The sequence below is a fragment of the Actinoalloteichus fjordicus genome (assembly GCF_001941625.1).
In the GTDB taxonomy this organism is placed as follows: domain Bacteria; phylum Actinomycetota; class Actinomycetes; order Mycobacteriales; family Pseudonocardiaceae; genus Actinoalloteichus_A; species Actinoalloteichus_A fjordicus.
Genome location: NZ_CP016076.1, coordinates 5753396 through 5777058, shown reverse-complemented (window position 1 = coordinate 5777058; position 23663 = coordinate 5753396). Strand labels below are relative to the sequence as shown.

The following is a 23663-nucleotide window of genomic DNA, read 5'->3' as shown; positions in this document are numbered from 1 at the left end:
GGCCGTCCCCGAGTCCGGCTCGAGGCACCGTCGCCTGTCGACTCCGGGGCTGAACTCGGGTCGGCAGGTCGTGCGGTCTGATCGGCCTGCGCCTGATACCCGGCGCAGCAGCCTCGCGGGCTGCTGCGGGGCGCCCAGCCTGCCGGACACCTCGCCGGAAGGACGGGACCTGGTGCGGGCGGGGCGTGGTGAGACGTCCGGCACGGTGAGACCTCCGGCACGTCGTCTCGACGCGCTGAGGTGCCGTCCGACCAGGCCAGGACGGTGCGGGCCGCGCTGGTGGGGCACGCCTGCCAAGGCCGCCCACCGCAGTCCGGGGAGCCGATCCCGCCCTGGAACAGGTCGCCGTCGGCCTTGAGAACGGCGCGATCCTCGGCTTCCGAACGTCACCGCGAGGTTGCCCCGCGTCACCATCGCTGCGCCGGACGGGTTGTTGCCGGGCGCCGTCGAGGACCACCTCGCGCCCCGGTTCGTCATCGAGGTTTAGCCTGCACGTCATGAGTGATTCGGAGTCCGACTGTCTCTTCTGCAAGCTGCTGGCGGGCGAGCTGCCGTGCAGCGTGATCCGTGAGACGGACACCACTTTCGCGTTCCGCGACGCCAATCCGCAGGCGCCCACCCACGTGCTTCTCGTGCCGAGATCGCACTATCCCGACGCCGCCGCCCTCGCCGCCGAGGACCCGGCCCTGTTGGTCGACCTCTTCCATGTGGCGGCCGACGTCGCCGAGGAGGAGGGCGTGGCCGAGAGCGGGTACCGGCTGCTGTTCAACACCGGCGCCGATGCGGGCCAGACGGTCTTCCACGCGCACCTGCACCTGCTGGGCGGGCAGCCGCTGGGGCCGCTCGTCGGTTCGCCCGCGGGCGTCGCTCGCAACGGCTGAGAGCCTGCGGTCGGCGGTGCGGTCCGGGAGGCGACGTACGTCGTCGCCTGTGTGGCTCCTGCAGGGCAGGCGGATGATCTCGGCACAGGACGGACTGCGGGACGCGGCTCCCGCGCCGAGCACCCGGCGCCGCGCGGGCACGGCCGCCTCCGGGGGCAGGCCGCCTGCGCCGCCGACATGCCGCTCATATCAGGAGTGCGTTCCGTCGTGCGGTGCGGCTAGCATCGAGGTGTCGAAGAGACGGCCTGTCCAAGGCAGGCCGAAGCCGTCAGCGTGACAGCGCAGAAGGTGGGCCGGAACACACCGTGGCAGGAACCGCAGCGAGCTCCGCTCGCAGTGCCGATTCAGAACGACGAGCAGCGGGCAACGGCACCACACCGCCCGAGGGCGGCACTCCGGCCGCCACCTCGTCGGCCCAGGCCGCTGCGGCTGCTGCGGCAGCCGTGCAACAGGTCATGGCCAAGTCGAACATCACCGTTCCGGACACCCTCGTGCTCAACCTCCTCGGATCTCGCGACGAGAACCTGCGGGCGGTCGAGGAGCTGCTCAGCGCCGACGTGCACGTCCGAGGCAACGAGATCACCCTGACGGGCAAGCCCGCCGAGGTGGCCTTCGCCGAGCGACTGTTCAGTGAGCTGCTGATCCTGGTCGGGCGCGGCCAGCAGTTGAGCGCGGACGTGGTCCGACGCACCGTGGGGATGCTCTCGGCCGACGCGGGCGAGTCCCCTGCCGAGGTGCTCAGCCTGGACATCCTGTCTCGGCGCGGCCGGTCGATCCGACCCAAGACGGTGAACCAGAAGCGCTACGTCGACGCCATCGACAAGAACACCATCGTCTTCGGCATCGGCCCGGCGGGCACCGGCAAGACCTACCTGGCGATGGCCAAGGCCGTGCAGGCCCTCCAGGCCAAGCAGGTCAACCGGATCATCCTCACCCGGCCTGCCGTCGAGGCGGGCGAGCGGCTCGGCTACCTGCCCGGCACCCTCTACGACAAGATCGATCCGTACCTGCGGCCGCTCTACGACGCGCTGCACGACATGGTCGACCCGGAGTCGGTGCCCCGGCTCACCCAGGCGGGCACCATCGAGGTCGCGCCGCTGGCGTACATGCGGGGCCGCACCCTCAACGACGCGTTCATCATCCTGGACGAGGCGCAGAACACCACGCCCGAGCAGATGAAGATGTTCCTCACCCGGCTGGGCTTCGGCTCGAAGATCGTGGTGACCGGTGACATCACCCAGGTCGACCTGCCCGGCAGCACTCGCAGCGGCCTTCGCGTCGTCCGGGAGATCCTGGGCGACGTGGACGACGTGCACTTCTCTATGCTCACCAGCCACGACGTGGTCCGGCATCGACTGGTCAGCGACATCGTGGACGCCTACGAGCGGTGGCAGGTGGTGCAGGAGCACTCGGACGCCGCCGCTGAGGAGAGCTCCGGTGCGCGATCCGGTCGTGGCCGCCGACAGGGACGGTGAACACGGTGAGTATCGAGATCGCCAACGAGTCAGGCGTGGCGGTTGAGGAGACCTCCATCGTCGCCGCAGCTCGCTATGCACTGGATCGGATGGGCGTCAGCGCGCTCGCCGAGCTCTCGGTGCTGTTGGTCGAGCTGGAGGCGATGGCCGATCTGCACGAGCGGTGGATGGACCTGCCGGGTCCCACCGACGTGATGGCCTTTCCGATGGACGAGTTGGACTCGGCCCGCAGGCCCGACACGGCGGCTTCGGGGCCTGCTCTGCTCGGTGACATCGTGCTGTGCCCCGAGTTCGCCAGGGAGCAGGCGAAGAAGGCCGGTCACAGCCTCATCGACGAGCTGCATCTGCTGACGGTGCACGGCGTGCTGCACCTGCTCGGCTACGACCACGCGGAGCCCGCCGAGGAGCGGGAGATGTTCGGCCTGCAGAACCGGCTGCTGGCCGACTTCAAGACCACGGTTCGCGAGGAGCGTGAGACGGCGGCACGCGAGGACGCCGACGCGCGAGTGCTCGGCGTGGTCGGCCTGGAACGCACCGGCACCGAGAAGCAGGGCGGCTCTGCTGCCGCACCTCCGCCGGAACCGGGTCGGTGATCCGGACCCGGTGACTCGGACTCGTCGATGGGGAGCCCGTTCATGATGCTGTCCTTGGCCGCGCTGCTGGTCGTCTTCGCGGGGGCCTTCGCCGCCGCGGATGCCTCCTTGAGCACGGTGTCGCGCGCCCGAGTGGACGAGCTGGTCCGCACCGGCCGCTCGGGTGCCAAGACCCTGGCGGAGGTCGTCGCGGATCGACCCCGACACATCAACCTCCTGCTGCTGCTTCGCCTCGCCTGCGAACTCACGGCCACGGTGCTGGTCACCGTCGTCGTGGTCGCCACCTTCGACTCGGACGGACTGGCGGTGCTCATCGCCGTCCTGATCATGCTCCTGGTGTCCTACGTGCTGGTGGGTGTCGGACCGAGGACGATCGGCAGGCAGCACCCCTACGGAGTGGGCTGCCTGGTGGCGGGCCCGGTGAAGATGCTCGGCCGGGTGCTCAGCCCGCTCGCGCGGCTGCTGATCCTGCTGGGCAATGCGATCACACCGGGACGCGGCTTCCGGGAGGGCCCGTTCTCGTCCGAGGTCGAGCTGCGGGAGCTGGTCGACATCGCCGAGCAGCGCGGGGTCGTCGAGGCAGGCGAACGGCAGATGATCCACTCGATCTTCGAGCTGGGCGACGCGGTCGTCCGCGAGGTGATGGTGCCGCGTACCGAGGTGATCTGGATCGAGCAGGACAAGTCGGTCCGGCAGGCACTGGCGCTCTGTCTGCGGACCGGGTTCTCCCGAATTCCCGTCATCGGCGAGACCGTGGACGACGTGGTCGGTGTGGTGACCATCAAGGACCTCGTCCGGTCCTGGACCGACGGGGCGCCGGGCGGGCCAGGCGAGCGGGTGGACGTCCAGGTCGACACGCTGATGCGCCCTGCCGTGCTGGTTCCCGACTCCAAGCGCCTCGTCGAGCTGCTGCGGGAGATGCAGGTCTCCCGGAACCATCTCGCAATCGCGGTCGACGAGTACGGCGGCACAGCGGGCCTGCTGACCATCGAGGACATCCTGGAGGAGATCGTCGGCGAGATCACCGACGAGTCGGACATCGGCGAGCGTCCCCCGGTGGAGCGGATCGACGAGGCCTCCGCGCGGGTCAGCGCCCGCCTTCCGGTGGCGGATCTGGGCGAGTTGTTCGGCGTGGAGATCGACGATCACGACGTGGACACCGCAGGCGGTCTGCTGGCTCGCAAGCTCGGTCGGGTGCCGCTGCCCGGTGCCGAGGCCGAGATCAGTGGTCTGCGGCTGCGGGCGGAGGGCGGCAAGGACGGTCGTGGGCGGATGCGGATCAGCACGCTGCTGGTCAGCAGGGTGGCCCCGTCGACAGCCGAGGATCAGGACGCGGAATCCGAGTCGGTCGGCCGCGCGCAGGAGAGGAGCACGGCCGGTGGCTGAGTCAGCGAAGGGCGCCGTGGAGCCTGCGGCCTCGTCGGCCGAGGCCGTCGTGCTGGACGGCGAGGACCAGAAGATCATCACGCTCGCCCGCGCGAGCCGGGCACGGATCGGGGCCGCCGAGGGGGCGGCTGTGCGGGACACCGACGGCCGAACCTACTCCGCCTGCACCGTGGCCCTGCCATCGCTGAGTCTGACCGCGTTGCAGGCCGCGGTGGCCGCAGCGGTGGCCAGCGGGGCGACCGGGCTGGAGGCGGCCGCCGTGGTCACCGAGTCGCCTGCGGTGGACGAGGCGTCCGCCGCCGCAGTGCGTGACCTGTCGCCCAACGCGCCGGTGTTCCGCGCCGACGCCTCGGGTCGCCTGCTCGACACGCTGCGCTGAGCAGGCCTGCCGCCGCCGTGCGCATGGGGGCGGCCCGGCCTGCGGGCGCCGGTCTGCGGGCGCAGGCCGGGCCGCGCTCCCGATGAAGTTCCCCGATCCCAGGATGGAGCAGCACCCGCCGGTGACTCGGGCATCTCGAATCCGAGTCGGCGGCGGCATTCTGCTCGGCCCGCGCGAAGACCATGTCGCGCCGCCGCGAGCCGCACCGGGTTTGTGGGCGCAAGCCGGTACCGGGCACTGACGCAAAGCCGCGATGCCGACGTCGGCCCGCTCCGATGTGGTGCCCCTCCGATGTGGTGCCGCCGGGCCGATTCCCCATGGGGAATCCTCCACCGACAGCGCCGACTGTTCGGTGCCCGACGACTCGACCGTCTTGCCGACTTCTGTCGCTGAAACCATCGATATGGTGGGATAAATCGTTTACACGGACTTCGGTGCGGCGGTATCTTCCCGGGTTCTTCTCGGACGCACTCCGGAGCCGGAATTCTCGCCGAGGGTTAGGCGTGTTCTCTTCGCTCCGTCGGGCCCTCGGCGGCGCGGTTGCCACCGGGTGCCTGCGGTGTGGTCGGCGGTGAGACCGTCCTGGCGGGACCGTATACTGTCGCGTCGCGATCGGCGGAGTCCGCGCCGTTCTAGGCGGTTGACCTGGTTGGATTCGTCCGCTGTTCGTCATGGCATTCTCTGTTCGATTTATTCTCGATTCTTCGCGGAATCCCGATGGAGTCCCCCTTGGCGTGTTCGCCGATTTCTCTCCAGGGTGATGAACGCCTTAGCATGTGGATCATGGTCAACCGCGATGTCGATGCGGCTTCTGTCGCTAGGCCGATTTCTCTCCGTAACGGACTTTCGTTCCTCCTGGCCTTGCTCGGCCTGGTCGGCTTCGCGCTGCTCGCCTATCAGCTGGCGGGTGTCTTCACCTGTTCTTCTGCGGAATGGGAGACGTGCATCGGTGACACTCCGTTGTCGGACCGGGCCCCGATCACCGTCGGGCTCTTCGGTCTGCTGCTCGTCGGCGGCCTGCTGGGCGCCGGTCGGCTCCGCTCGTCGATCCTCCCGCTGGGCCTGGCCGTCGGCGGCGCCGCCCTCCTGTCGGTCTGGTGGCGGCTGCCGATGGGCGATGATCGTCCGTGGCTGGCAGGTCTGGCCGGCGCGCTGTTGTTCCTCGGCGTCGTCCTCGGCTGTGTGCAGTGGGGCGTCGCGCTGCGCTCTCGCCGTCAGACCGCCGACAGCGTCTCGTTGATGCGACTCGGCACGCCGGTGGCGGGGCGGATCGCCTCCGTGCAGATCACCGACGACGAGATCAAGGGCGCACCGCTGGTGGTGATCACCGCCGAGTACTCGGGTGAGGACGGGGCGGTGCGCAGGCAGACCAAGAAGCGAGCCGTCCCCGTCGCCCATCTGCCCAGGACCGGGGATCAGACCGTGGTCTGGTACGACCCGGAGCACCCGGACCAGGTGGAGTTCGCGCACTCCTCCGAACAGGGCCCGCTGGACGACCTGGTCGACCGGGTGCTCGGGCGCAGGCCGGGTCTCGCCTCGGGAAGTCCGTACCTGGAGCGGGAGGAGACTGAACGCGATCTCCGGCCCCGAGGCTGAGGCGCGCCTGCGGGGGAGACCTCGGGCGGGCCGGACGACGGCTGGACTGAGCCGTACACGTCGTGCTTGCGACAATGCGGGGATGAGCAGCAGCCCCGCCGATCATCGATCCGGTTTCGCCTGTTTCGTCGGTCGGCCGAACGCAGGAAAGTCCACGCTGACCAATGCGCTGATCGGGACGAAGGTCGCGATCACCTCCAGCAGGCCGCAGACGACCCGACATGCCATCCGAGGCATCGTGCACCGGCCGGAGGCCCAGCTGATCGTGGTGGACACGCCCGGCCTCCACCGGCCGCGCACCCTGCTGGGACAGCGGCTCAACGACGTCGTGCGCGAGACCTGGGCCGAGGTCGACGTGGTCGGTTTCTGCGTGCCCGCCGATCAGAAGATCGGCCCTGGCGACCGGTTCATCGCCGCCGAGCTGGCCAAGGTGGCCCGGCGGACTCCGGTGTTCGGGGTGGTCACCAAGACCGACCTGGTGCCTGCCGAGCGAGTGGCACAGCAGCTCATGGCCCTTCAGGAGGTGATGGACTTCGCCGAGCTGATCCCCGTCTCGGCGGTGGACGGCTACCAGGTGACGACGCTTACGGACCTGCTGATCGGCAGGCTGCCGGTCGGTCCTGCCCTGTACCCGGGCGGAGAGCTGACCGACGAGCCGGAGACGACGCTGGTCGCCGAGCTGATCCGGGAGGCGGCGCTGGAAGGAGTGCGCGACGAGCTGCCGCACTCCATCGCGGTCACCGTCGAGGAGATGGTGCCGCGCGAGGGCCGGGACGACATGCTGGACGTGCACGCGGTGATGTACGTGGAGCGCCCCAGTCAGAAGTCGATCGTCATCGGCCGCGCGGGCGAACGTCTCAAGCACGTCGGTTCCGAGGCGCGTCGCCAGATCGAGGCGCTGCTGGGCAGCAAGATCTTCCTCGACCTGCGGGTCAAGGTCGCCAAGGACTGGCAGCGCGACCCGAAACAGCTTCGCAGGCTCGGCTTCTGAGCCGCCCGTCCGCACCGGGGTCCGGCGGGGACAGGACTCGGCGCGGCCCAGGATCGCCCGCACTCCTCGGGAACGGTGGGCGGACTGATCACGGACCCGCCCACCCGCCTCGGCTCCGCTCGGTGTCCTGAGCCGTCGCCGTACCGGACGGTCGCCGGTGAGACTCGACGACCCCGGCATCCCGAGGGGCGGCCCCGCGCCCGGCGAGTCGCGGACGTCGATCGGGCGAACGGCGTCGGCGGCGAGCCGATCGACGACCGTGCGGACCCGACGTGGCCTCGGCGCCAGGGCCGTCGCCGCCTCGTGCGACGGGGGGCAGCACAGGTCCGGCGGGCAGCGGATGACCGTGTCGGGCGCGGGTGGCACGATGACGCGATGGCCCTGTACCGCGATACCGGTGTGGTGCTGCGGGTGCAGAAGCTCGGCGAGGCCGACCGGATCATCACCCTGCTCACCCGCAGGCACGGCAAGGTGCGTGCCGTCGGCAAGGGCGTCCGGCGGATGTCCTCCCGCTTCGGCGCCCGGTTGGAGCCCTTCGGACACGTCGACGTGCAGTTCTACACCGGGCGAACCCTGGACGTGATCACCCAGGTGCAGACCATGGACGCCTTCGGCGCGGGTCTGGTGCCCGACTACCAGCGGTACACGGCGGGCTGTGCCGTACTGGAGGCGGCCGACCGGCTCAGTGCCGAGGAGGGCGAGCCGGTGCTCCGGCTGTATCTGCTCGTCGTGGGGGCCCTGCGTGCGTTGGCCGACGGAGTGCGGGACCCGATGCTGGTCATGGACGCCTTCCTGCTCCGGGCGATGACGCAGGCGGGCTGGGCGCCCGCGTTGGCCGAGTGCGCGCGATGCGGACGGCCTGGACCGCACCGGGCCTTCAACGTTCCGGCGGGCGGCACCGTGTGCGAGACCTGTCGGCCCCCTGGCTCGGTGTCGCCCGCCCCGGAGACCCTGACGCTGCTGGCCGCCCTGCTGCACGGCGACTGGCCCGCCGCCGAGGCCGCCGACCAGCGATCCCGGCGAGAGGGCAGCGGGCTGGTGGCTGCCCACCTGCAATGGCACCTGGAGCGCAGCCTGCGCTCGCTGCCCCTGGTGGACCGGCGTGGCGGCGAGCCCGACGGCGTGACGTCGGCGTCGGCGCCGGCCTGATCGACGCGGCGCGGTGCCGGACCGGACAGGTCCCGGACTGTCGGGCGCTGAGAGGCCGGACACCGAGAGGCCGGACACTGAGAGGCCGGACACCGAGAGGTCTGCTGCCTGCGTGCCGGGCGCGCGAAGGCCTCCCAGGCGGCCGCGCGGAGCCTGCACCTGTGCGGTCGCGGTGCCCCGGCCTGCGAAGCGGCCACCGAGCCGGGAGTTCGTCGTCGAGATCATGCCGTTGATCGTGGCCGGTCGAGTTCGCCGCAGGTAGTAGCAACTGTCATGAGTTCTCATGACAACAGTCAGTGATCCGACGTGACAGTCGTCATTGTCGAGTGCCCGGCCCCGCGACGAGTCCGGAACGCCGGTCGTCCGGTCTCGTCGCGGAGTCGTGATCGAGGCCTGCCGGTTCGTGGGCCCGCAACTCGACGAGGTTCGTGATCCGCCTCGGTCCGGTTCGTCGGTCTGGCAGTTGGCGGCCGGGACCGACGAACCTCCCCGGCGGGCCTGTGCCGCGAGCCATCCCGACAACGGAGAATTTTCAGGCCGCTGACCAGCGGTGATGCCTGCTGGGGTCGGCCGGTGTCGCGGCGGCGTGCTCGCCGCGAGGTTCGCTGGTGCTATGGTTCATTACATGAGTAATGAACCAGCGAACTAGGGGGCCGAGGTGTTCGACGACCGAAGCCCGATCTATCAACAGATCGCCGAGCGGATCAAGAACGACATCCTCGGCGGCGAACTGGCTGAGGACGCACAGGTCATGTCGACGAACCAGTACGCCGCCTTCTACCGGATCAACCCCGCCACCGCAGCCAAGGGTTTCCACCAGTTGATCGAAGAGGGCGTGCTCTACAAGAAGAGGGGTATCGGGATGTTCGTCAGTCAGGGGGCGCAGGAGACCCTGCGGGCTCAGCGGCGGCAGCGCTTCTTCGAGGAGGTCGTCGACGCGATGGTGACCGAGGCGCGGATCGTCGGCATCTCCCTCGACGAGGTCGTCCAGCGAATCCAGGAACAGCAGCAGAGGAGTGACCGATGACGTTGGACATCGCAGTCGAAGGGCTTCGCGTCGACTACGGCAGGTTCACGGCCGTTCGGGATCTCAGCTTCACCCTCGCCGGGGGCAAGATCCATGGGCTGCTCGGTCGCAACGGATCGGGCAAGAGCACCCTGTTGTCGGTGATCGCGGCCTTCCGCAAGGCCTCCGGCGGTGTCGTGCGGGTCGGCGGGCAGGAGCCCTTCGAGAACGCCGAGATCGTCCGGCAGATCTGCTTCATCCGGGAGAGCGGTGACACGGCGGGCAGCAGTGTCAAGGCGACGCTCGACTTCGCCGCCGCCTTCCGGCCGAACTGGGACGCCGACTACGCCGAGCGGCTGCTGGAGCGGTTCGAGATTCAGAAGAAGAAGTCGGTCGACGCGCTGTCCAGGGGAAAGAAGTCGGCACTCGGCGTGACGCTGGGGATGGCCTCGCGGGCGCCGCTGACCATCTTCGACGAGTCCTACCTCGGCATGGACGCCCCGTCCCGGTACGCCTTCTACGACGAGCTGCTCGACGACTACCTGGAGAACCCCAGGACGGTCATCCTCTCCACGCACCTCATCGAGGAGGTCGGCTCGCTGTTCGAGGAGGTCGTGATCATCGATCGCGGCGGCCTGGTGCTGCACGAGGAGACCGAGACACTGCGGGAGCGCGGTGCGGCGGTGACCGGCCCCGCCGAGACGGTGGATCGCTTCACCGCGTCGTTGACCGTGCTCAGTGAACAGCAGCTCGGCGGCACGAAGTCGGCGACGGTGTACGGCGCACTCACGGCAGACCAGCGCGATCGGGCCCGCGCCGAGGGGCTCGAACTGGGGCCGGTCGGGATTCAGGACCTGTTCGTGCACCTGACCGGGTCCAGAGAGGCGGAGCGATGAAGACCCGTGCGGCCCCGGCGACCGGGAGCATCCTCACGGCCCTGATCGGCGGCCTCCGCGCCGTGCTGATCGGCTACTGGGCCGTCCTGATCATCGTCGTGATCGTGATCTGGGTCGTGGCGAACGTCCTCGGCGCAGGTGATCCGACGACCACCGCAGGCTGGTCGTTCTCGAATCCGCCGAGGTACTTCCTCTTCGCGATCGGGATCATGCTGCCGACGCTGTTCCTGCCGATGTTCGTGACGCACGGTGTGACGCGCCGGAGGTTCGTGGCGGATGCCGGGATCTTCGCCGTGCTCATCTCGGCGGCCTTCGCACTGATGCAATGGGGCGGGCTGGTGTTCGAGGGCTTCCTCCTCGGCACCATGTCCGTTGATCAAGAGGTGAACGGGGCACACCTGTTCACGTCGCGGGAGCAGGTCCTGCTGGCGATCACGGAGTTCGGCGTGCTCGGGCTGGTGCACCTGCTGGCAGGCGCGGTGATCGGTGCGGGCTTCTATCGGTTCGGCTGGCTGCGCGGCCTGTTCCTGATCCCCGTCGCGCTGGTGCCCGCTGTGGTCACGGAGTTCGCCATGGCCACCGGCTGGGTCAGCAGGGCCGTGGCGGCGCTCGACCTGTCCCGGCTGTCGGTCGCCGTCGGCACCCCGATCGTGGTCCTGTCGGTCCTGGCTGCGGCGGCGGGCTGTCACCTGCTACTCCGCGACATCCCGATCCGAACACCCTGACCTGCGCGTTCGCCGAACCGTGCCCGGCCGACCCCGACCCGCAACATCCCCCGACCGCAGCGCCCGACCGCACATCCCCGACTCGCCCGTTCTCTGCCCGCGGTTGCGTGCGGGCGAGGGGGCTCGGTCAGGCCACGCGCATCGCCGAGCGCGGCCGAGGACGGAACCGCCGCGGCTGGTCCGGCTGCGGCGCACCCCAGGGTGAATCCGGCGAGACACCCCGCGTCGTCCCGTCGAACCCGGAGAGAGATCAATCATGGTGACCACGAGAAAATCGATTCTGCCCACCCTCAGCACCCGACTGCTGCGAACTCAGAGCTCGTGGCTGGCGATCTTCTGGGCCATTGTGCTCGTCGCGGTCGCCATCGTCAGTGTTCTCATCGCGATCTTCGGGCAGCTTGAGTTCAGCGTCGCGGACTGGATCGTCCCGTATTCGATCAAATACGCGCTGGCAGGCATCGGAATGGGAATGCTGACCGTTTCGCTGCTGCAGTCCGTGGCGACGGGAATCACGCGCGGTGAGTTCCTGGCCGCCTGGCGAGTCGTCGCCGTGGCCATGGCGCTCCTGCTCGGAATCGGCACTACGGTCGTTCTCTGGGGCGAGCGCCTCATCCACGACGCCGTCGGGCTCCCGGCTCAGCTCAGCGGCGCCCACCTGTACGGATCGATCGAGCAGGTGCATCTCATCCTGGCGGAGAACCTCGTCATCGGCCTGGTTCACCTGGTCGCGGGCTGTCTGATCGGCGTGATCTTCCATCGCGGGAGCGGCCTCGGACGGTGGCCGCTGCTCGCGCTGCCGGTCATTCCGGTGGTCATCGTCGAATGGGCTCTCATTCGATTCGGCGGCAGCGCTGCCAGCGGCTTCCCGGGGTCCGACGCGACCTCCGTCGCGTGGTTCCTGGGAATCGGCGCGGTGTGTGTCGCGATACCTGCGGTGGCCACTCATCTCCTGGCGCGGGAGATTCCGTTCACCGCCGCCGCCGAATAAGTCTGCCGTTCTCGTCCCAAGAATTCAGATCATCCACGAGGAGTACCCGTGTCTGTCATCGAAGTGCGAAACCTGCGCAAGAGCTATCCGAATCACGTCGCGGTGCACGACGTCTCCTTCACCGTGGAGGAGGGCGAGATCTTCGGAATCATCGGTCCCAACGGTGCCGGGAAGACCACCACGGTGGAGTGCATCGAGGGCCTGCGGGCCCCGGACGGCGGCAGCATCGAGGTGCTCGGTCGGCATCCGAGGCGGGACCGATCGGAGCTGCGCCAGCTGATCGGGGTGCAGCTCCAGGAGAGCGCGCTGCCGGAGAAGGCGACGGTGCGCGAGTCGTTGGAGCTGTACAGCTCCTTCTACCGCACGCCGGTCGACTGGCGGCCCCTCGCCGAGGCCCTCGGCCTCACGGACAAGCTGAGCAGCCGTTACGGCAAGCTCTCCGGCGGCCAGAAGCAACGGCTGTCCATCGCGTTGTCACTGGTGGGCGGGCCGAAGATCGCCTTCCTCGACGAGCTGACCACCGGGCTGGACCCGCAGGCCCGGCGGGACACCTGGGAGGTCATCGAGGGCGTCCGGCGGCGGGGCGTCACGATCGTGCTGGTCACCCACTTCATGGAGGAGGCCGAGCGCCTCTGCGACCGCATCGCCTTGATCAACGGGGGCCGAGTGGCCGCAGTGGACAGTCCCGGCGGGCTGATCGCGAACGTCCAGGCCGAGCAGCGCATCCGCTTCCGCCCGTCGGCCCCGATCGACGACCGCGTCCTCGCCGCACTGCCCGAGGTCACGTCCGTGGAACGACAGGGCGACCGGCTGCTGGTCAGCGGCTCGGGAGACCTGTTGCTGGCAGTGACCACCGGCCTGGCCGCCGTCGGTGTCAGCCCCGTCGACCTGCGGATGGATCAGGCCAGCCTCGAAGACGCCTTCGTCGCCCTGACCGGGCGGCGCATCGAAGAGAACCCCGTCGCAGCAGGGAGCAAGTGACATGTCTCAACTGACCAGGCTCTTCGTCCACGAGTGGAAGCTCTTCTTCCGCGACCCGACCGCAGCGATCCTCGGCTTCGCCTTCCCGCCCGCACTCTTGGTGATCTTCGGCATGATCCCGATGTTCCGGGACGTGATACCCGAGGCCGGGGGTGTGCGGCTGCTTGATCTGTACGTGCCGATCATGATCGCCATTGCGCTCGCCACCGTCGCCATCAACACGCTGCCCGCCGTGATGGCCACCTACCGGGAGAAGGGCATCCTGCGCAGGCTGTCCACGACACCGGTGTCCCCGCTGTCGATGCTGCTCGCCCAGCTGCTGGTGAACATGGCCGTCGCGCTCGCCTCGATCGCCGTGGTGATCGTGGTGGCACGGTTCGCCTTCGACTCGCCGCTGCCGGCGAACCCCCTCGGTCTAGTGCTGGTCGTCGTGCTGTTGGCGGTCTCGTTGTTCGGTATCGGGCTGCTCGTCTGTGCGCTGGCACCGAACTCCCGGATGGCCTCGGGAGTGGCGACGTTCATCTACTTCCCGGTCATGTTCTTCGCCGGAGTGTGGGCGCCCCGCGACACGATGTCCGACCTGTTGCGCACGATCAGCGACCTCACGCCCATCGGTGCCGGGGTGCAACTCCTGCAGGACACCTACCAGGGCGGCTGGCCCGTGCTCGGTGCCGTCGCCGTGGTCGTCGCCTACGGCGTCGTGCTCATCGGGATCGCGGCCAAGACCTTCCGGTGGGACTGACCCGGATGTGATCGGGAGCGTCGGTGCGTTCCGGTCGCTGACGGTCTGATCGACATCGTCCGTGAGCCGCGTGACGGCCGGACGTCGGCACCGATCACGCAGCCCGATGACGATCGCAGCAGAGCCGAGCCGCCCCTTGCGGGCGAGCCGGTGAAAGAGGGAGCTGCTGCGGCGTCGGCTCAGAGCTGCCGACCACACTTCGGCCAGAGCCGCCGACCCGCCTGCCGGGTCGGCGGCTCCGGTGTCTCCTACGTCCTGCCGAAGCAGGCCGAGCGATCTCCGACCGGCCGCCGGCCGGTCCCGACACGCCGTCGGGCAGGATGACCGTGTTTGTCCAGCGTCGCAGGGGGAGACCATGAGGAGGTCAGTCGTCTGATGCTGCGTCGGTTCCGGAGCGGGCGAGACCAGTACACGCCCCGCCCGCCTGACCCGCACCCGTCCGGGGCACGTCCCCCCGCCATTCCGCCAGCGTTGGTGCCCAACCACGTTGCGCTGGTGATGGACGGCAACGGGCGATGGGCGAAAGCCAGAGGGCTGCCCCGCACCGACGGTCACAGACGGGGCGAGGAGGTGCTCAGCGACGTCGTCAGCGGAGCCATCGAACTCGGCGTCAAGTGGTTGTCGGTCTACGTCTTCTCCACGGAGAACTGGAAGCGAAGCCCGGATGAGGTGCGCTTCCTGATGGGCTACAACCGCGACGTGCTGCGCAAGCGCACCGACTTCATGGTCGAGCACGGGGTGCGGGTGCGCTGGGCGGGCCGCCGTCCCAAGCTGTGGCGCAGCGTCATCGACCAGCTGGAGGACGCCGAGGAGCGCACCAAGGACAACGATGTCCTCACCCTCACGCTGTGCGTCAACTATGGCGGCCGGGCCGAGATCGCCGACGCCGCCAAGGAGATCGCGCAGCGGGTGGCCGCAGGCGAGATCAACCCGGACAAGGTCGACGAGAAGCTCATCGCGAAGTACCTGTACAACCCGGAGATGCCGGACGTCGATCTCTTCCTCCGGCCCTCCGGCGAGCTGCGTACCTCGAACTTCCTGGTCTGGCAGTCGGCCTACGCCGAGCTGGTCTTCATGGAGACGCTGTTCCCCGACTTCGACCGGATGGCGTTGTGGCGGGCCTGCGAGGCCTACGCCCAGCGGGACCGGCGCTTCGGCGGCGTGAAGAACCAGCAGGCCGGACCCACCCCGCCCGCCGAGGGCGACGACGTCGTCATCGAAGAACCGAACGGAGGCGCCAGCTAAGTGACGGACTCGGAGATTCCCTCGGACCAGAGAGCGGGCGAGGCGGCCAAGACCGCGGAACTCCTCGTCGCCGCCCGTGAAGCGCTGGAGCGCTATCACGAGGTGCACACCGACGACGACGGCGCGTTGACCTTCCGCCACGGTGAGGTGCCGTGTGCCGTGCAGGCCATGCAGCTGGCCGAGGGGCTCACCGTGCTCAGCCTCACCTGCGTCGTCGCCTGGGACCTGCCGGACGACGGCACGCTGGCGAGATCGGCCGCCGAACGGGCCGGGCAGGGCCTGTTCGGCACCCTCGGCGTCGTGCGCACGGAGCGGGGCATGGACGTCACCCTTCGGTATGCCTTCCCGGCCGAAGGCATGGGCGCCACCCCGCTGAGCACCATGCTGATGCTGGTGGTGTCCACCGCGTCGCAGCTGCGGACCGAGCTGTTGGACACGGTGGGCGGTCAGGACAGGCCGTGATCCGTGGTGCGCCGTCGGAGTCCGCGGCGGTTCGCGGGCGAGCGGCCTCGGGCGCGGATGGGAGACCGGTACGACGATGAGCGGTGGTCAGGAGGCGACGCGCTCGCCGGAGCCTGCATCGAACGGGCCAGACGTCCGGGAATCGCCGACCTCGGCAACCGGGCTCGAGCCGCCCGTCGCGGGCGAGCCGAGAACTCGGCGGGTCACCTCGCTCGAACTGCTCTGCGTCCTGCTGCTCGCCGCGATGCTCTTCCAGGACCGGCTGGTCGGCCTGCTCGACGCGCCTGCCCTGCGCACCGGGGCGACCGTCTTCGTCGCCATCTGCGTGCAGGCGTTGCCGTTCCTGGTCCTCGGCGTTCTCATCAGCGGGCTGATCGCGGCGTTCCTGCCGCCGAAGGTGCTCCGGCGGCTGCTGCCGGGCAACGAGGCGGCGGGCGTCCCGGTCGCCGGGCTGGCCGGGCTGGCCCTGCCGGGCTGTGAATGTGCGTCCGTGCCGGTGGCACGGCGCATGATGCAGCAGGGCATCGCCCCGTCCGCCGCCCTGGTGTTCCTGCTCGCCGCGCCTGCGATCAACCCGATCGTGCTGGTCTCCACGGCCGTCGCGTTCCCCGGTGAGCCGCTGATGGTGCTCGCGAGGTTCCTCGCCTCCCTGCTCACCGCGATGGTGATGGGGTGGCTCTGGATCAAGTGGGGGCGGACGGAGTGGATCGCCGAGCGGGCCCTGCGCAGGCTGCCCGACCAGCAGGCGGGTTCCCGCTGGGTGAGCTTCGTCGAGACGGTGCGCCACGACCTGGTCGAGGCGGGCGGCTACCTGGTGCTGGGCGGGCTGGCCGCCGCCGTGCTCAATGTCGCGGTCCCGGCCTCCTGGCTGGACAGCCTCGGCGGACAGGTCCTGCTCGCGGTGATCGTGATGGCGCTCGCCGCCGTCCTGCTGGCCCTGTGCAGCGAGGCCGATGCCTTCGTGGTGGCCTCCCTGCCGGGGCTGCCGCTGCCTGCGCGGCTGGCCTTCCTGGTGGTCGGCCCCGCCGTGGACATCAAGCTGATCGCCATGCAGGCAGGCACCTTCGGCCGGTCCTTCGCCGCTCGGTTCGCTCCCGCGACCTTCCTGGTCGCGGTGCTCAGCGCGGTGCTGGTCAGCGCGCTGCTGCTCGAGTGGTGAAATCCGGGCGCGACCCGGTCGGCTCGGCCTGCCGGGGCGCGATCGGGGACACTCGACGTCTATCGAGGTGCCCGCCGCCGGTCCGGCGTCGTCGTGGGCGTGGCAGCTGCGGTGGGCTGCGTCGGGTGGCGGCCGCCGTCGAACGACGGGGTCGACTCCGGTGCGGTGTCGTCGAGTAGGCCGGGCTCGTCGAGACCGCCGGGCCTGACACACGAGAGAGGGCGGTGACATGCGACGCGAGACGCAGAACGTGCTGCTGGTGCTGTTGGGCGGCGCGTTGGTGAAGATCTCGTTGGACGGCACCTATCTGCGTTATGTCCGTCCTTCGCTGCTTCCGCTGCTGCTCGGTGCGGGTGTGGTCATCGTCGCCGTCGGCGTGGCGGCCATCGTCTTCGACATCTGGGGACATCGGGGCGCTGCCGCGCAGGCGGCTGGAGCAGGCGGCGAGGGTCGCGACCGGGAGCCGGGCCACTCGCCCGGCCGAGCCGATCCGACCCCGGACGGGCTGCCCGGAATCGGGTCCGTCACCACGGTCGACGCCGCGTCCACGTCCCGGTCACGGGCGGTCGACCTCGTGGGTGCGGCCGGGCGGGCGACGGCCGCTGCCGACGAGGCTCCCGGCCCTGCCTCGGGCCCGGCCGGTGCGGCGCAGGCCTCGGGGGAGGCCCGCCGGGCTGCTCCGGAGAGAGCCGATGCCGCCCTGGTCCACAGCGGGGCGGACGGCCATGGCCACGGTCACGGCCGGTCCTCGTGGATGCTCATCCTGCCGGTCCTCGCCATCCTCATGGTCGCGCCGCCCGCGTTGGGCTCCGACTCGGTGCAGCGGGCCGGAGATCGCTCGGTGATCACCGAGCGACCGCCGTCGGGCGGCGGTCTGTTCGGCCCGCTTCCCGAGGGCGACGTGCCCGAGATGCCGATCACCGACGTGGTGATGCGATCGGTCTGGGACGCGAGCGGCGCGCTGACGGGCAGGCAGATCTCGGTCACCGGGTTCCTGGTTCGCGACGAGGTCGACACCCAGGACGCCACAGCCTCCGCGGGCACACAGGCGGAACCCGGTGCGGTCCACGTCGCGCGCATCCGCATCATGTGCTGCGCCGCCGATGCCCTGCCCGTCAAGCTTCGGCTGGACGCCGACGGCGCCGAGGCAGCCACACTCGCCGCCCTGCCGGTGGACGGCTGGCTGGAGGTCACCGGCGAGGTGCGCACCGGCTCGGCGACCGAGGCCAACGGGAATGTCCCGGAGTTCGTCGTCTCGGGCGTCACGCCCGTCGAGGCACCGGCCGATCCGTACGAGTACTAGACCCGTCGACGCCGCGCCTCGGGTGCCGCCCTCCGGAGCGTGATCGCAGTCCGGACCGGTCGGGAGCGGGCCGGGCACCCTGCGGATGGCGAGCCCTGCGGCGGGCCGCTGTCCGGTGTCGACGCTCTCGAATCACGGGAGCCGTGCTTCGGCCTGGTGAGCGGGCCGCTGCCCGGGCCGGACGTCGTCGAAGGGCCGCTTCCGCCGTCGGCGGCGGTCAGACGCAGTCGGCGCAGTCGCCGAAGATCTCCAGGGTGTGACTGACGCGGTGGAAGCCGTGCTCCTCGGCGATGCGGGTCGTCCAGCGCTCCACCGCGGGCCCCTCCACCTCCACGGTCCGACCGCAATGCCTGCACACGAGGTGGTGATGGTGGTGGCTCGAACACCGCCGGTAGACGGCCTCGCCGGTGTCGGTGCGCAGCATGTCCACCTCGCCTGCCTCAGCGAGGGTCTGGAGGGTGCGATAGACCGTGGTCAGGCCGATGCCCTCCCCGTTCCTGCGCAGCTCCTCATGGATCTCCTGAGCGGAGCGGAACTCGGGCTGATTGTCCAGCAGTCGAGACACCGCCGTGCGCTGTCTGGTCGTGCGTACTCCGGGAACCGTCGTCGACGGTCTCTCACTGGTGGTCACGCGTCCTCCGCTCCGCTGCTCGGCTGGGGTTCCTCGACGTGCGTCACCGCGTCGACCACGATGTGGGCCAGATGCTCGTCCACCAGCCGGTACACCACTTCGCGGCCCTGCCTGGTGCCCTGCACCACGCCTGCGGACTTCAGCACCCGCAGATGCTGGCTGATCAGGGGCTGTGTGACGCCGAGCGACTCGACCAGCTCGTGCACGCAGCGTTCCGCCTGCCGGAGCTGGAGGACGATGGAGATGCGGACGGGAGCCGCGAGGGCCCGGAGCAGGTCGCCCGCCGCGATCAGCGTCTTGGGATCGGGCGTGGGCAGGTCTCCGGCGGCCGCCCGCTCGTCGCAGGGGGAGCCGGGCGCCTCGTCATGGGGGGCCAACGCCACGCCTCGGGCGGTGTGCTCGAGGCCGGGCACGTGCCTCATGGCGTCTGCGGTGGGCATCTCGGTCTCCAGGACTCGGGTGTCGTGACGCGGGGTCGGGCGTCGCCCGCCTGCTGCCGTCCATACTAGTTGCGGGCCGTCGCCTGCCTGGGGCGTCCGATCGGCCGCCCGCCCCTCGGCGCCGTCTCTCGGCTCAGCTCGCCAGACTGTTGTAGCCGACAGTAGCGGTAATCACAATCAGCATCAGCAGGGTGATCACCCGGAGGGCGCGCTCCCCCGGCGTGAGCGTCCGCCAGGTGACGAGCAGCAGGCCCAGGACGAGCAGGATGAGGGCGCTCAACAGCGTGACGCCGATCCAGCCGCCCAGCCACGCTCCGAGCAGGAACAACGCGATGACGACCAGGAAGGCCAGCGGGGGAGGCACCCGCGACAGCGGCCCCTCGCCCGGTGTCAGCCGTGTGCGCCGATCTCCTCTGCCTGGCACCGACAGGTCTCCTTCCGCGTGCTCCCCGTCCGATCCGAGAGCGGTTATCCTCGCACCCCGCGTCCTGGAGAGCCCGTCCTTGATCCCTGCCTTCTGAAGTCGCGCGGGGGCGGCGCGGCAATCTGCGGCGTCGTCGTCGGTCACCATGACTCCGCCATGGCTCCCTCCTGTCGCCTGGCAGCTCAGCCACGCACGGCGGAGAGGGACCGAAGACAGACTCTAAGGAGCCTGCCCGATGCTGCTCATCTGTCGCTATGCCGTGCCTGAGACGGGCATCGAGGACTTCCTGGCCCAGGCCAGGACGGCGATGCGGCTGCTCGGCGCGCAGCCCGGCTGTCGGGGCGTACAGCTCGCGCGGACCGTCGAGCACGATGCCGAGGGCGTCGACTGGACGCTGATCGCCCGCTTCGACTCGGTGGTGGCCTACCGCCGGGCGCTGTCGCCCTTCGACGTGCGAGAACACGTCGTCCCGTTCCTCTCCAGAGCCGAGGTCGGCGGCTCGGCCGTGCACGAGGTCCTGGTGGAGTCGGTTTCCGGGGAGGAGTCGCTCCGAGAGCAGGACAGCCTGTTGGCCGAGGACCGCGACAGCGTCCGACTCGGCGAGGTCGCGGGCCCGGACGTTCCCCGGCGCTGACGTCCGTCGCCGGATCGTCCCGCCGTGTCGGCACGCTCCGCCGGTCGAGTGCCTGCCGGTCGCCAGGGTGCTCGCAGGCCGGGTGCCTGGCCCGGCGGGCCCACACCGGGCGGCGGCAGGCCGTGACGACGAATCTGCCGCCTGCCTCGTGGCCGGGGCCGATCGGCGGCGGCTGGGCTGATCGAGTGAGCTTCGATGTCATCTTCGTCGACTTCCTGCCTGCCTGCTCCGTCGCTCTGCCATCATCCGGAACCGGCATGGTCGGCAGCGTGACTACACGGAGTGAGAGGCTGATGACCGGTGGGACGACCCCTTTCGGAGGATGGACCGCACGGTTCGGCTGCGGCTGAGCAGACTCGTCAGCGGTTCTGGACTCGGGGGCGGACGACGTCGCTGATCGCCGTCCTCGCCGCCGTGACGATCGGCATCACCGTCGGTGGACTGGTGGGCAACCCGAGCGTCGTGCCCGGCTCCGCGAGTGCGGCGGGTGACACACCCTCCGCCGAGGCCGAGCCGACGGCGGAGGAGACGCCCGAGGCTCAGCCTGCCCCGCCGCCTGCCGAGCACGCCAGGCAGCCGGGGACGATCTACCTGGCCGACGGCGGCTCCGCGCGCCTGGTACGCGAAGAGGTCGACGCCACCGGCACGCTGCCGGTGCCGGACAGCCTCGGCGAGGCCACCTGGTGGGGAGCCGGGCTTGGCGCCGCAGCCGGCGCGTCGGTGATGGCGGGCCATGTGAACTGGCAGGGTGCCCTCGGCCCCTTCGATCAGCTCCACCGCGCCGAGGTCGGCGAGCGCATCGAGATCGTCGACGTCGACGGCGGCGAGTGGACCTATCAGACCAGCGAGGTGCTGACCCTGCACAAGGACGAACTGCCCGGCCGGGCCGCCGACCTGTTCGGTCAGGACGGCGATCACCGACTGGTCCTGGTGACCTGTGGCGGGCGTTATGTCGGCGGCCCGTCGGGCTACGAGGACAACCGCATCGTGGTCGCCACCCTGGTGGGCACACCCGACGTCGCCTGAGCAGCGCAGACGATCTTCGATCGCGGTCGGTCACCTGCCCCGACCTGCACTTCACGCTCATGGTCGTCATCGCCGCCCCGGCCGCTACGCTCGACTCCGACCGCCTGCCACGCAGTTCACCAGGCCTTGGGGAGCGTCCGTGCCTGCCGATGCCGATCGGATCGACACCATCGTCAGACTCTGCCGGGCCCGAGGCCTGGTCTACCCGAGCGGGGAGATCTACGGCGGGGTCCGGGCGGCCTGGGACTACGGGCCGCTGGGCGTCGAGCTGAAGGAGAACGTCAAGCGGCAGTGGTGGAAGGCCGTCGTCCACGGCAGGGACGACGTCGTCGGCCTGGACACCTCGGTGATCCTGCCGCGCGAGGTGTGGGCCGCCTCCGGTCACGTCGAGGAGTTCGTGGCCCTTCTCGTCCAGTGCACCGCATGCCATCACCGGTTCCCGGCGGCGGAGCTCGTCGAGGAGTACCGGGCCCGCACGGGCGAGGAACTGGACGAACGCGCGCTGCTGGCGCTCACCTGCCCGGACTGCGGAAGTCGCGGACGGTTCACCCAGCCGAGCCTGTCCAGCGGGATGCTGGCCACCCGGCTGGGGCCGGACGAGGCGGATGACAGCCCGTATCACCTTCGGCCGGAGACGGCCCAGGGTGCCTTCGTGAACTTCCACTCCGTGCAGGCCACCGGGCGTCGCCGTCCGCCCTTCGGCGTCGGCCAGATCGGCAAGGTCTTCCGCAACGAGGTCACCCCCGGCGACTTCCTGTTCCGCTCCCGCGAGTTCGAGCTGATGGAGCTGGCCTACTTCGTGCCGCCGGATCAGGACGAGCACTGGCACCGGTACTGGATCGACGCGCGCACCGACTGGTACACCGGCCTGGGCGTCGACCGGCAGAACCTCCGGCACTACCCGCATCCGGCGGACCACCTGGCGCACTACTCGCGTCGCACGGTCGACGTCGAGTACCGGTTCGGGTTCCCCGGCCGGGAGTGGGACGAGCTGGAGGGGATCGCCAATCGGGGCGACTTCGACCTCGACGCCCACGCGGAGCGCACCGGCGTCGATCTGTCCTACTACGACCGCGCGGCGGGCAGCCGGTATCGGCCCTTCGTCATCGGGCCCTCGGTCGGGGTCGGTCGGGCGGTGCTGGCCTTTCTGTTGGACGCCTACACCGAGGAGGAGACGCCCAACCCGATCGGCGGCGTCGACCGGCGGGTGGTGCTGCGGCTGGACCGCAGGCTCGCCCCGGTGAAGGTCGGAGTGCTGCCGGTGTCGCGCAGCCCCGACCTCGCGCCGCAGGCGGCGGCCGTGACGGCGGAGCTGCGACGCAGCTGGAACGTCGAGTTCGACGACTCCGGGGCCATCGGGCGGCGCTACCGGCGGCAGGACGAGATCGGCACCCCGTTCTGCGTCACGGTGGACTTCGACGGCCTTCTCGACCACGCGGTCACCGTCCGGGACCGGGACAGCCTCGTCCAGGAGCGGGTGTCGCTGGACAAGCTCAACGACTACCTGGCCTTCCGGCTGCGCGGCTGCTGAGCGGGCTCCCGGCCTCGGACGTCGCAGGGGCGGCGGAGGGTGCGGGCGGAGGCCGCCTGCCCGGCAGGGCTCGGCTGCGGTCGTTCGACGCGGCGCCGCGCGGGCCGCTGCGCCGGGCGATTCAGGGCAGGCGACGGACGTCCAGCCGCTGTTCGACCGCGCCCGTCTCGGCGGAGGCGTCCCGCTCCACCAGATAGGCACCCGCCTGCCCGTTCTCCGCCACGGCCTCGACCAGCGTCGTGCCGTGGTAGAGCAGGCCCGCGCCGTCGTCCGTGCAGTGGGCGGGCGGCAGCGCCCCCGAGGCGACGGCGGCATGGACGGCGGGCCTGCGGGCGGCCTCCGAGTCGTAATGCACGCCGTTGCCATAGGGCAGCAGCGCCAGCCCGTCGGTGACCAGCCGCAGGTCCGGGCCGAAGGAGTCGGTCGGGCCGCCGACGAACCAGCACAGCGAGCCTGCGGACACACCGCCGAGCACCACACCGGCCTCCCAGGCCTGTCGCAGCACCTCGGGCAGGCCGTGCACCCGCCACACGGCGAGCAGGTTCGCCACCGAACCGCCGTTGACCCACACGACGTCGTGCGCCAGCACCAGTCCCGTGAGATCCGTGGTGGGCGGCATCGGGAACAGGTTCAGTGCGGTGACCTCGATGTCTGCCTGGCGACCCGCCTCGGTGACCGCGGCGCTCTGCCAGCGTTGATCGCCGCTTGCCGTGCCCACGTGACAGAGTCGTGGCCTGCGTCCCGTCACGCCGGAGAGCTCGACGGCGAAGTGGATCAGCGGCGCGAACTCGATCTCGGTGCTGGCGCCCCGGCGCATTCCACCGGACGTGGCGAGGATCGTGGGCTGGTCGGCTGGCATCGGCCCATCCTGGCGGTCGGTCGTCGATCCGCTGAGCCGGGGCCTGCACGGCGCCGCCAGCGCGGGTCCGGGCGCCCCGCGACCTCGGGCCGTCGCGCGGTTCGGGGGCGACCGACGCCCGAGCCGGCCGCACCGACGGCGGCGGGCCCGGTCCGGCGGTC

25 protein-coding genes are annotated in these 23663 nt (G+C 70.3%); 21 read left to right on the top strand and 4 right to left on the bottom strand.

The annotated features are described in order from the left end of the window. Positions 1-497: 497 nt before the first annotated feature. From UA74_RS24605 to UA74_RS24520, 18 genes are all read left to right on the top strand, one after another. Positions 498-881: a histidine triad nucleotide-binding protein gene (locus tag UA74_RS24605; protein WP_075742370.1), complete on the top strand. Its 384-nt coding sequence runs from the start codon at positions 498-500 to the stop codon at positions 879-881. Between the two features lie 455 nt (positions 882-1336). Continuing rightward, on the top strand, positions 1337-2356 hold the full coding sequence (locus UA74_RS24600; protein ID WP_075744192.1) for a PhoH family protein: 1020 nt from the start codon (positions 1337-1339) through the stop codon (positions 2354-2356). A 5-nt stretch (positions 2357-2361) separates the two neighbouring features. Next, the gene (gene ybeY / locus UA74_RS24595) at positions 2362-2949 is read left to right on the top strand and encodes an rRNA maturation RNase YbeY (protein WP_075744191.1); all 588 of its coding nucleotides are present in this window, start codon (positions 2362-2364) and stop codon (positions 2947-2949) included. Between the two features lie 27 nt (positions 2950-2976). Beyond that, positions 2977-4335, top strand: a complete 1359-nt coding sequence (locus tag UA74_RS24590; RefSeq protein WP_075742369.1) for a hemolysin family protein — start codon at positions 2977-2979, stop codon at positions 4333-4335. Then, positions 4328-4714, top strand: coding sequence for a cytidine deaminase (locus UA74_RS24585; protein WP_232237427.1), 387 nt, complete (start codon positions 4328-4330; stop codon positions 4712-4714). Before UA74_RS24590 ends, UA74_RS24585 begins: the two co-directional genes overlap by 8 nt. Before the next feature lie 861 nt (positions 4715-5575). Then, complete coding sequence (locus tag UA74_RS24580) at positions 5576-6310, top strand: DUF3592 domain-containing protein (RefSeq protein ID WP_075765564.1); 735 nt, start codon at positions 5576-5578, stop codon at positions 6308-6310. A gap of 82 nt (positions 6311-6392) precedes the next feature. Beyond that, positions 6393-7301, top strand: coding sequence for a GTPase Era (era, locus tag UA74_RS24575; protein ID WP_075742367.1), 909 nt, complete (start codon positions 6393-6395; stop codon positions 7299-7301). A gap of 375 nt (positions 7302-7676) precedes the next feature. Continuing rightward, positions 7677-8450 carry a DNA repair protein RecO gene (gene recO / locus UA74_RS24570; protein WP_075744189.1) on the top strand — a complete coding sequence of 258 codons (774 nt, stop codon included), beginning with the start codon at positions 7677-7679 and terminating at the stop codon, positions 8448-8450. A 658-nt stretch (positions 8451-9108) separates the two neighbouring features. Beyond that, complete coding sequence (locus UA74_RS24565) at positions 9109-9477, top strand: GntR family transcriptional regulator (protein ID WP_075742366.1); 369 nt, start codon at positions 9109-9111, stop codon at positions 9475-9477. Further along, a complete protein-coding gene (locus tag UA74_RS24560; RefSeq protein ID WP_075742365.1) occupies positions 9474-10352 on the top strand; it encodes an ATP-binding cassette domain-containing protein in 879 nt (292 codons plus the stop codon). Before UA74_RS24565 ends, UA74_RS24560 begins: the two co-directional genes overlap by 4 nt. Continuing rightward, positions 10349-11077, top strand: a complete 729-nt coding sequence (locus UA74_RS24555; protein WP_075742364.1) for a hypothetical protein — start codon at positions 10349-10351, stop codon at positions 11075-11077. Before UA74_RS24560 ends, UA74_RS24555 begins: the two co-directional genes overlap by 4 nt. A 256-nt stretch (positions 11078-11333) precedes the next feature. Beyond that, on the top strand, positions 11334-12065 hold the full coding sequence (locus UA74_RS24550) for a hypothetical protein (RefSeq protein WP_075742363.1): 732 nt from the start codon (positions 11334-11336) through the stop codon (positions 12063-12065). Positions 12066-12113: 48 nt separating this feature from the next. Next, entirely contained in the window at positions 12114-13046 is a 933-nt protein-coding gene (locus UA74_RS24545; RefSeq protein WP_075742362.1) for an ABC transporter ATP-binding protein, read from the top strand. A gap of 1 nt (position 13047) precedes the next feature. Continuing rightward, positions 13048-13788: an ABC transporter permease gene (locus UA74_RS24540; protein ID WP_075742361.1), complete on the top strand. Its 741-nt coding sequence runs from the start codon at positions 13048-13050 to the stop codon at positions 13786-13788. A 375-nt stretch (positions 13789-14163) separates the two neighbouring features. After that, complete coding sequence (locus UA74_RS24535) at positions 14164-15033, top strand: isoprenyl transferase (protein ID WP_083683589.1); 870 nt, start codon at positions 14164-14166, stop codon at positions 15031-15033. Beyond that, positions 15034-15495 carry a YbjN domain-containing protein gene (locus tag UA74_RS24530; RefSeq protein ID WP_232237426.1) on the top strand — a complete coding sequence of 154 codons (462 nt, stop codon included), beginning with the start codon at positions 15034-15036 and terminating at the stop codon, positions 15493-15495. It begins immediately after the preceding gene. 76 nt (positions 15496-15571) lie between these two features. Next, complete coding sequence (locus UA74_RS24525; protein WP_083683587.1) at positions 15572-16654, top strand: permease; 1083 nt, start codon at positions 15572-15574, stop codon at positions 16652-16654. A gap of 229 nt (positions 16655-16883) precedes the next feature. Continuing rightward, positions 16884-17957: a TIGR03943 family putative permease subunit gene (locus UA74_RS24520; RefSeq protein WP_075742360.1), complete on the top strand. Its 1074-nt coding sequence runs from the start codon at positions 16884-16886 to the stop codon at positions 17955-17957. Between the two features lie 217 nt (positions 17958-18174). Here the strand turns inward: UA74_RS24520 and UA74_RS24515 are convergent, their stop codons facing one another. The 3 genes from UA74_RS24515 to UA74_RS24505 form a co-directional block, all read right to left on the bottom strand. Beyond that, the gene (locus tag UA74_RS24515) at positions 18175-18588 is read right to left on the bottom strand and encodes a Fur family transcriptional regulator (RefSeq protein ID WP_075742359.1); all 414 of its coding nucleotides are present in this window, start codon (positions 18586-18588) and stop codon (positions 18175-18177) included. Continuing rightward, complete coding sequence (locus UA74_RS24510; RefSeq protein ID WP_232237425.1) at positions 18585-19028, bottom strand: ArsR/SmtB family transcription factor; 444 nt, start codon at positions 19026-19028, stop codon at positions 18585-18587. The genes UA74_RS24515 and UA74_RS24510 overlap by 4 nt, the downstream gene beginning before the upstream one ends. Positions 19029-19161: 133 nt before the next feature. Next, complete coding sequence (locus tag UA74_RS24505; RefSeq protein WP_083684150.1) at positions 19162-19452, bottom strand: hypothetical protein; 291 nt, start codon at positions 19450-19452, stop codon at positions 19162-19164. Between the two features lie 235 nt (positions 19453-19687). On the opposite strand from UA74_RS24505, the gene UA74_RS24500 reads away from it, so the two are divergent. The 3 genes from UA74_RS24500 to UA74_RS24490 all read left to right on the top strand — a co-directional run bounded on the left by UA74_RS24500 (position 19688) and on the right by UA74_RS24490 (position 22643). Further along, a complete protein-coding gene (locus UA74_RS24500; protein ID WP_075742358.1) occupies positions 19688-20086 on the top strand; it encodes an antibiotic biosynthesis monooxygenase family protein in 399 nt (132 codons plus the stop codon). A 300-nt stretch (positions 20087-20386) separates the two neighbouring features. Next, positions 20387-21112 (top strand): class F sortase, encoded by a 726-nt coding sequence (locus UA74_RS24495; RefSeq protein ID WP_083683586.1) that lies wholly within the window; start codon positions 20387-20389, stop codon positions 21110-21112. 139 nt (positions 21113-21251) lie between these two features. After that, positions 21252-22643, top strand: a complete 1392-nt coding sequence (locus tag UA74_RS24490; protein WP_075742357.1) for a glycine--tRNA ligase — start codon at positions 21252-21254, stop codon at positions 22641-22643. Positions 22644-22764: 121 nt separating this feature from the next. Here the strand turns inward: UA74_RS24490 and UA74_RS24485 are convergent, their stop codons facing one another. Continuing rightward, positions 22765-23502 (bottom strand): Type 1 glutamine amidotransferase-like domain-containing protein, encoded by a 738-nt coding sequence (locus UA74_RS24485; RefSeq protein WP_075765562.1) that lies wholly within the window; start codon positions 23500-23502, stop codon positions 22765-22767. Between the last annotated feature and the right edge of the window lie 161 nt (positions 23503-23663).

Excerpts from the sequence above, each read along its gene's own strand:
- UA74_RS24605 (WP_075742370.1), top strand. The coding sequence starts at position 498 with ATGAGTGATTCGGAGTCCGACTGTCTCTTCTGCAAGCTGCTGGCGGGC.
- UA74_RS24600 (WP_075744192.1), top strand. The coding sequence starts at position 1,337 with ATGGCCAAGTCGAACATCACCGTTCCGGACACCCTCGTGCTCAACCTC.
- UA74_RS24590 (WP_075742369.1), top strand. The coding sequence starts at position 2,977 with ATGGGGAGCCCGTTCATGATGCTGTCCTTGGCCGCGCTGCTGGTCGTC.
- era (WP_075742367.1), top strand. The coding sequence starts at position 6,393 with ATGAGCAGCAGCCCCGCCGATCATCGATCCGGTTTCGCCTGTTTCGTC.
- recO (WP_075744189.1), top strand. The coding sequence starts at position 7,677 with ATGGCCCTGTACCGCGATACCGGTGTGGTGCTGCGGGTGCAGAAGCTC.
- UA74_RS24560 (WP_075742365.1), top strand. The coding sequence starts at position 9,474 with ATGACGTTGGACATCGCAGTCGAAGGGCTTCGCGTCGACTACGGCAGG.
- UA74_RS24555 (WP_075742364.1), top strand. The coding sequence starts at position 10,349 with ATGAAGACCCGTGCGGCCCCGGCGACCGGGAGCATCCTCACGGCCCTG.
- UA74_RS24550 (WP_075742363.1), top strand. The coding sequence starts at position 11,334 with ATGGTGACCACGAGAAAATCGATTCTGCCCACCCTCAGCACCCGACTG.
- UA74_RS24540 (WP_075742361.1), top strand. The coding sequence starts at position 13,048 with ATGTCTCAACTGACCAGGCTCTTCGTCCACGAGTGGAAGCTCTTCTTC.
- UA74_RS24535 (WP_083683589.1), top strand. The coding sequence starts at position 14,164 with ATGCTGCGTCGGTTCCGGAGCGGGCGAGACCAGTACACGCCCCGCCCG.
- UA74_RS24525 (WP_083683587.1), top strand. The coding sequence starts at position 15,572 with ATGAGCGGTGGTCAGGAGGCGACGCGCTCGCCGGAGCCTGCATCGAAC.
- UA74_RS24520 (WP_075742360.1), top strand. The coding sequence starts at position 16,884 with ATGCGACGCGAGACGCAGAACGTGCTGCTGGTGCTGTTGGGCGGCGCG.
- UA74_RS24510 (WP_232237425.1), bottom strand. The coding sequence starts at position 19,028 with ATGCCCACCGCAGACGCCATGAGGCACGTGCCCGGCCTCGAGCACACC.
- UA74_RS24500 (WP_075742358.1), top strand. The coding sequence starts at position 19,688 with ATGCTGCTCATCTGTCGCTATGCCGTGCCTGAGACGGGCATCGAGGAC.
- UA74_RS24485 (WP_075765562.1), bottom strand. The coding sequence starts at position 23,502 with ATGCCAGCCGACCAGCCCACGATCCTCGCCACGTCCGGTGGAATGCGC.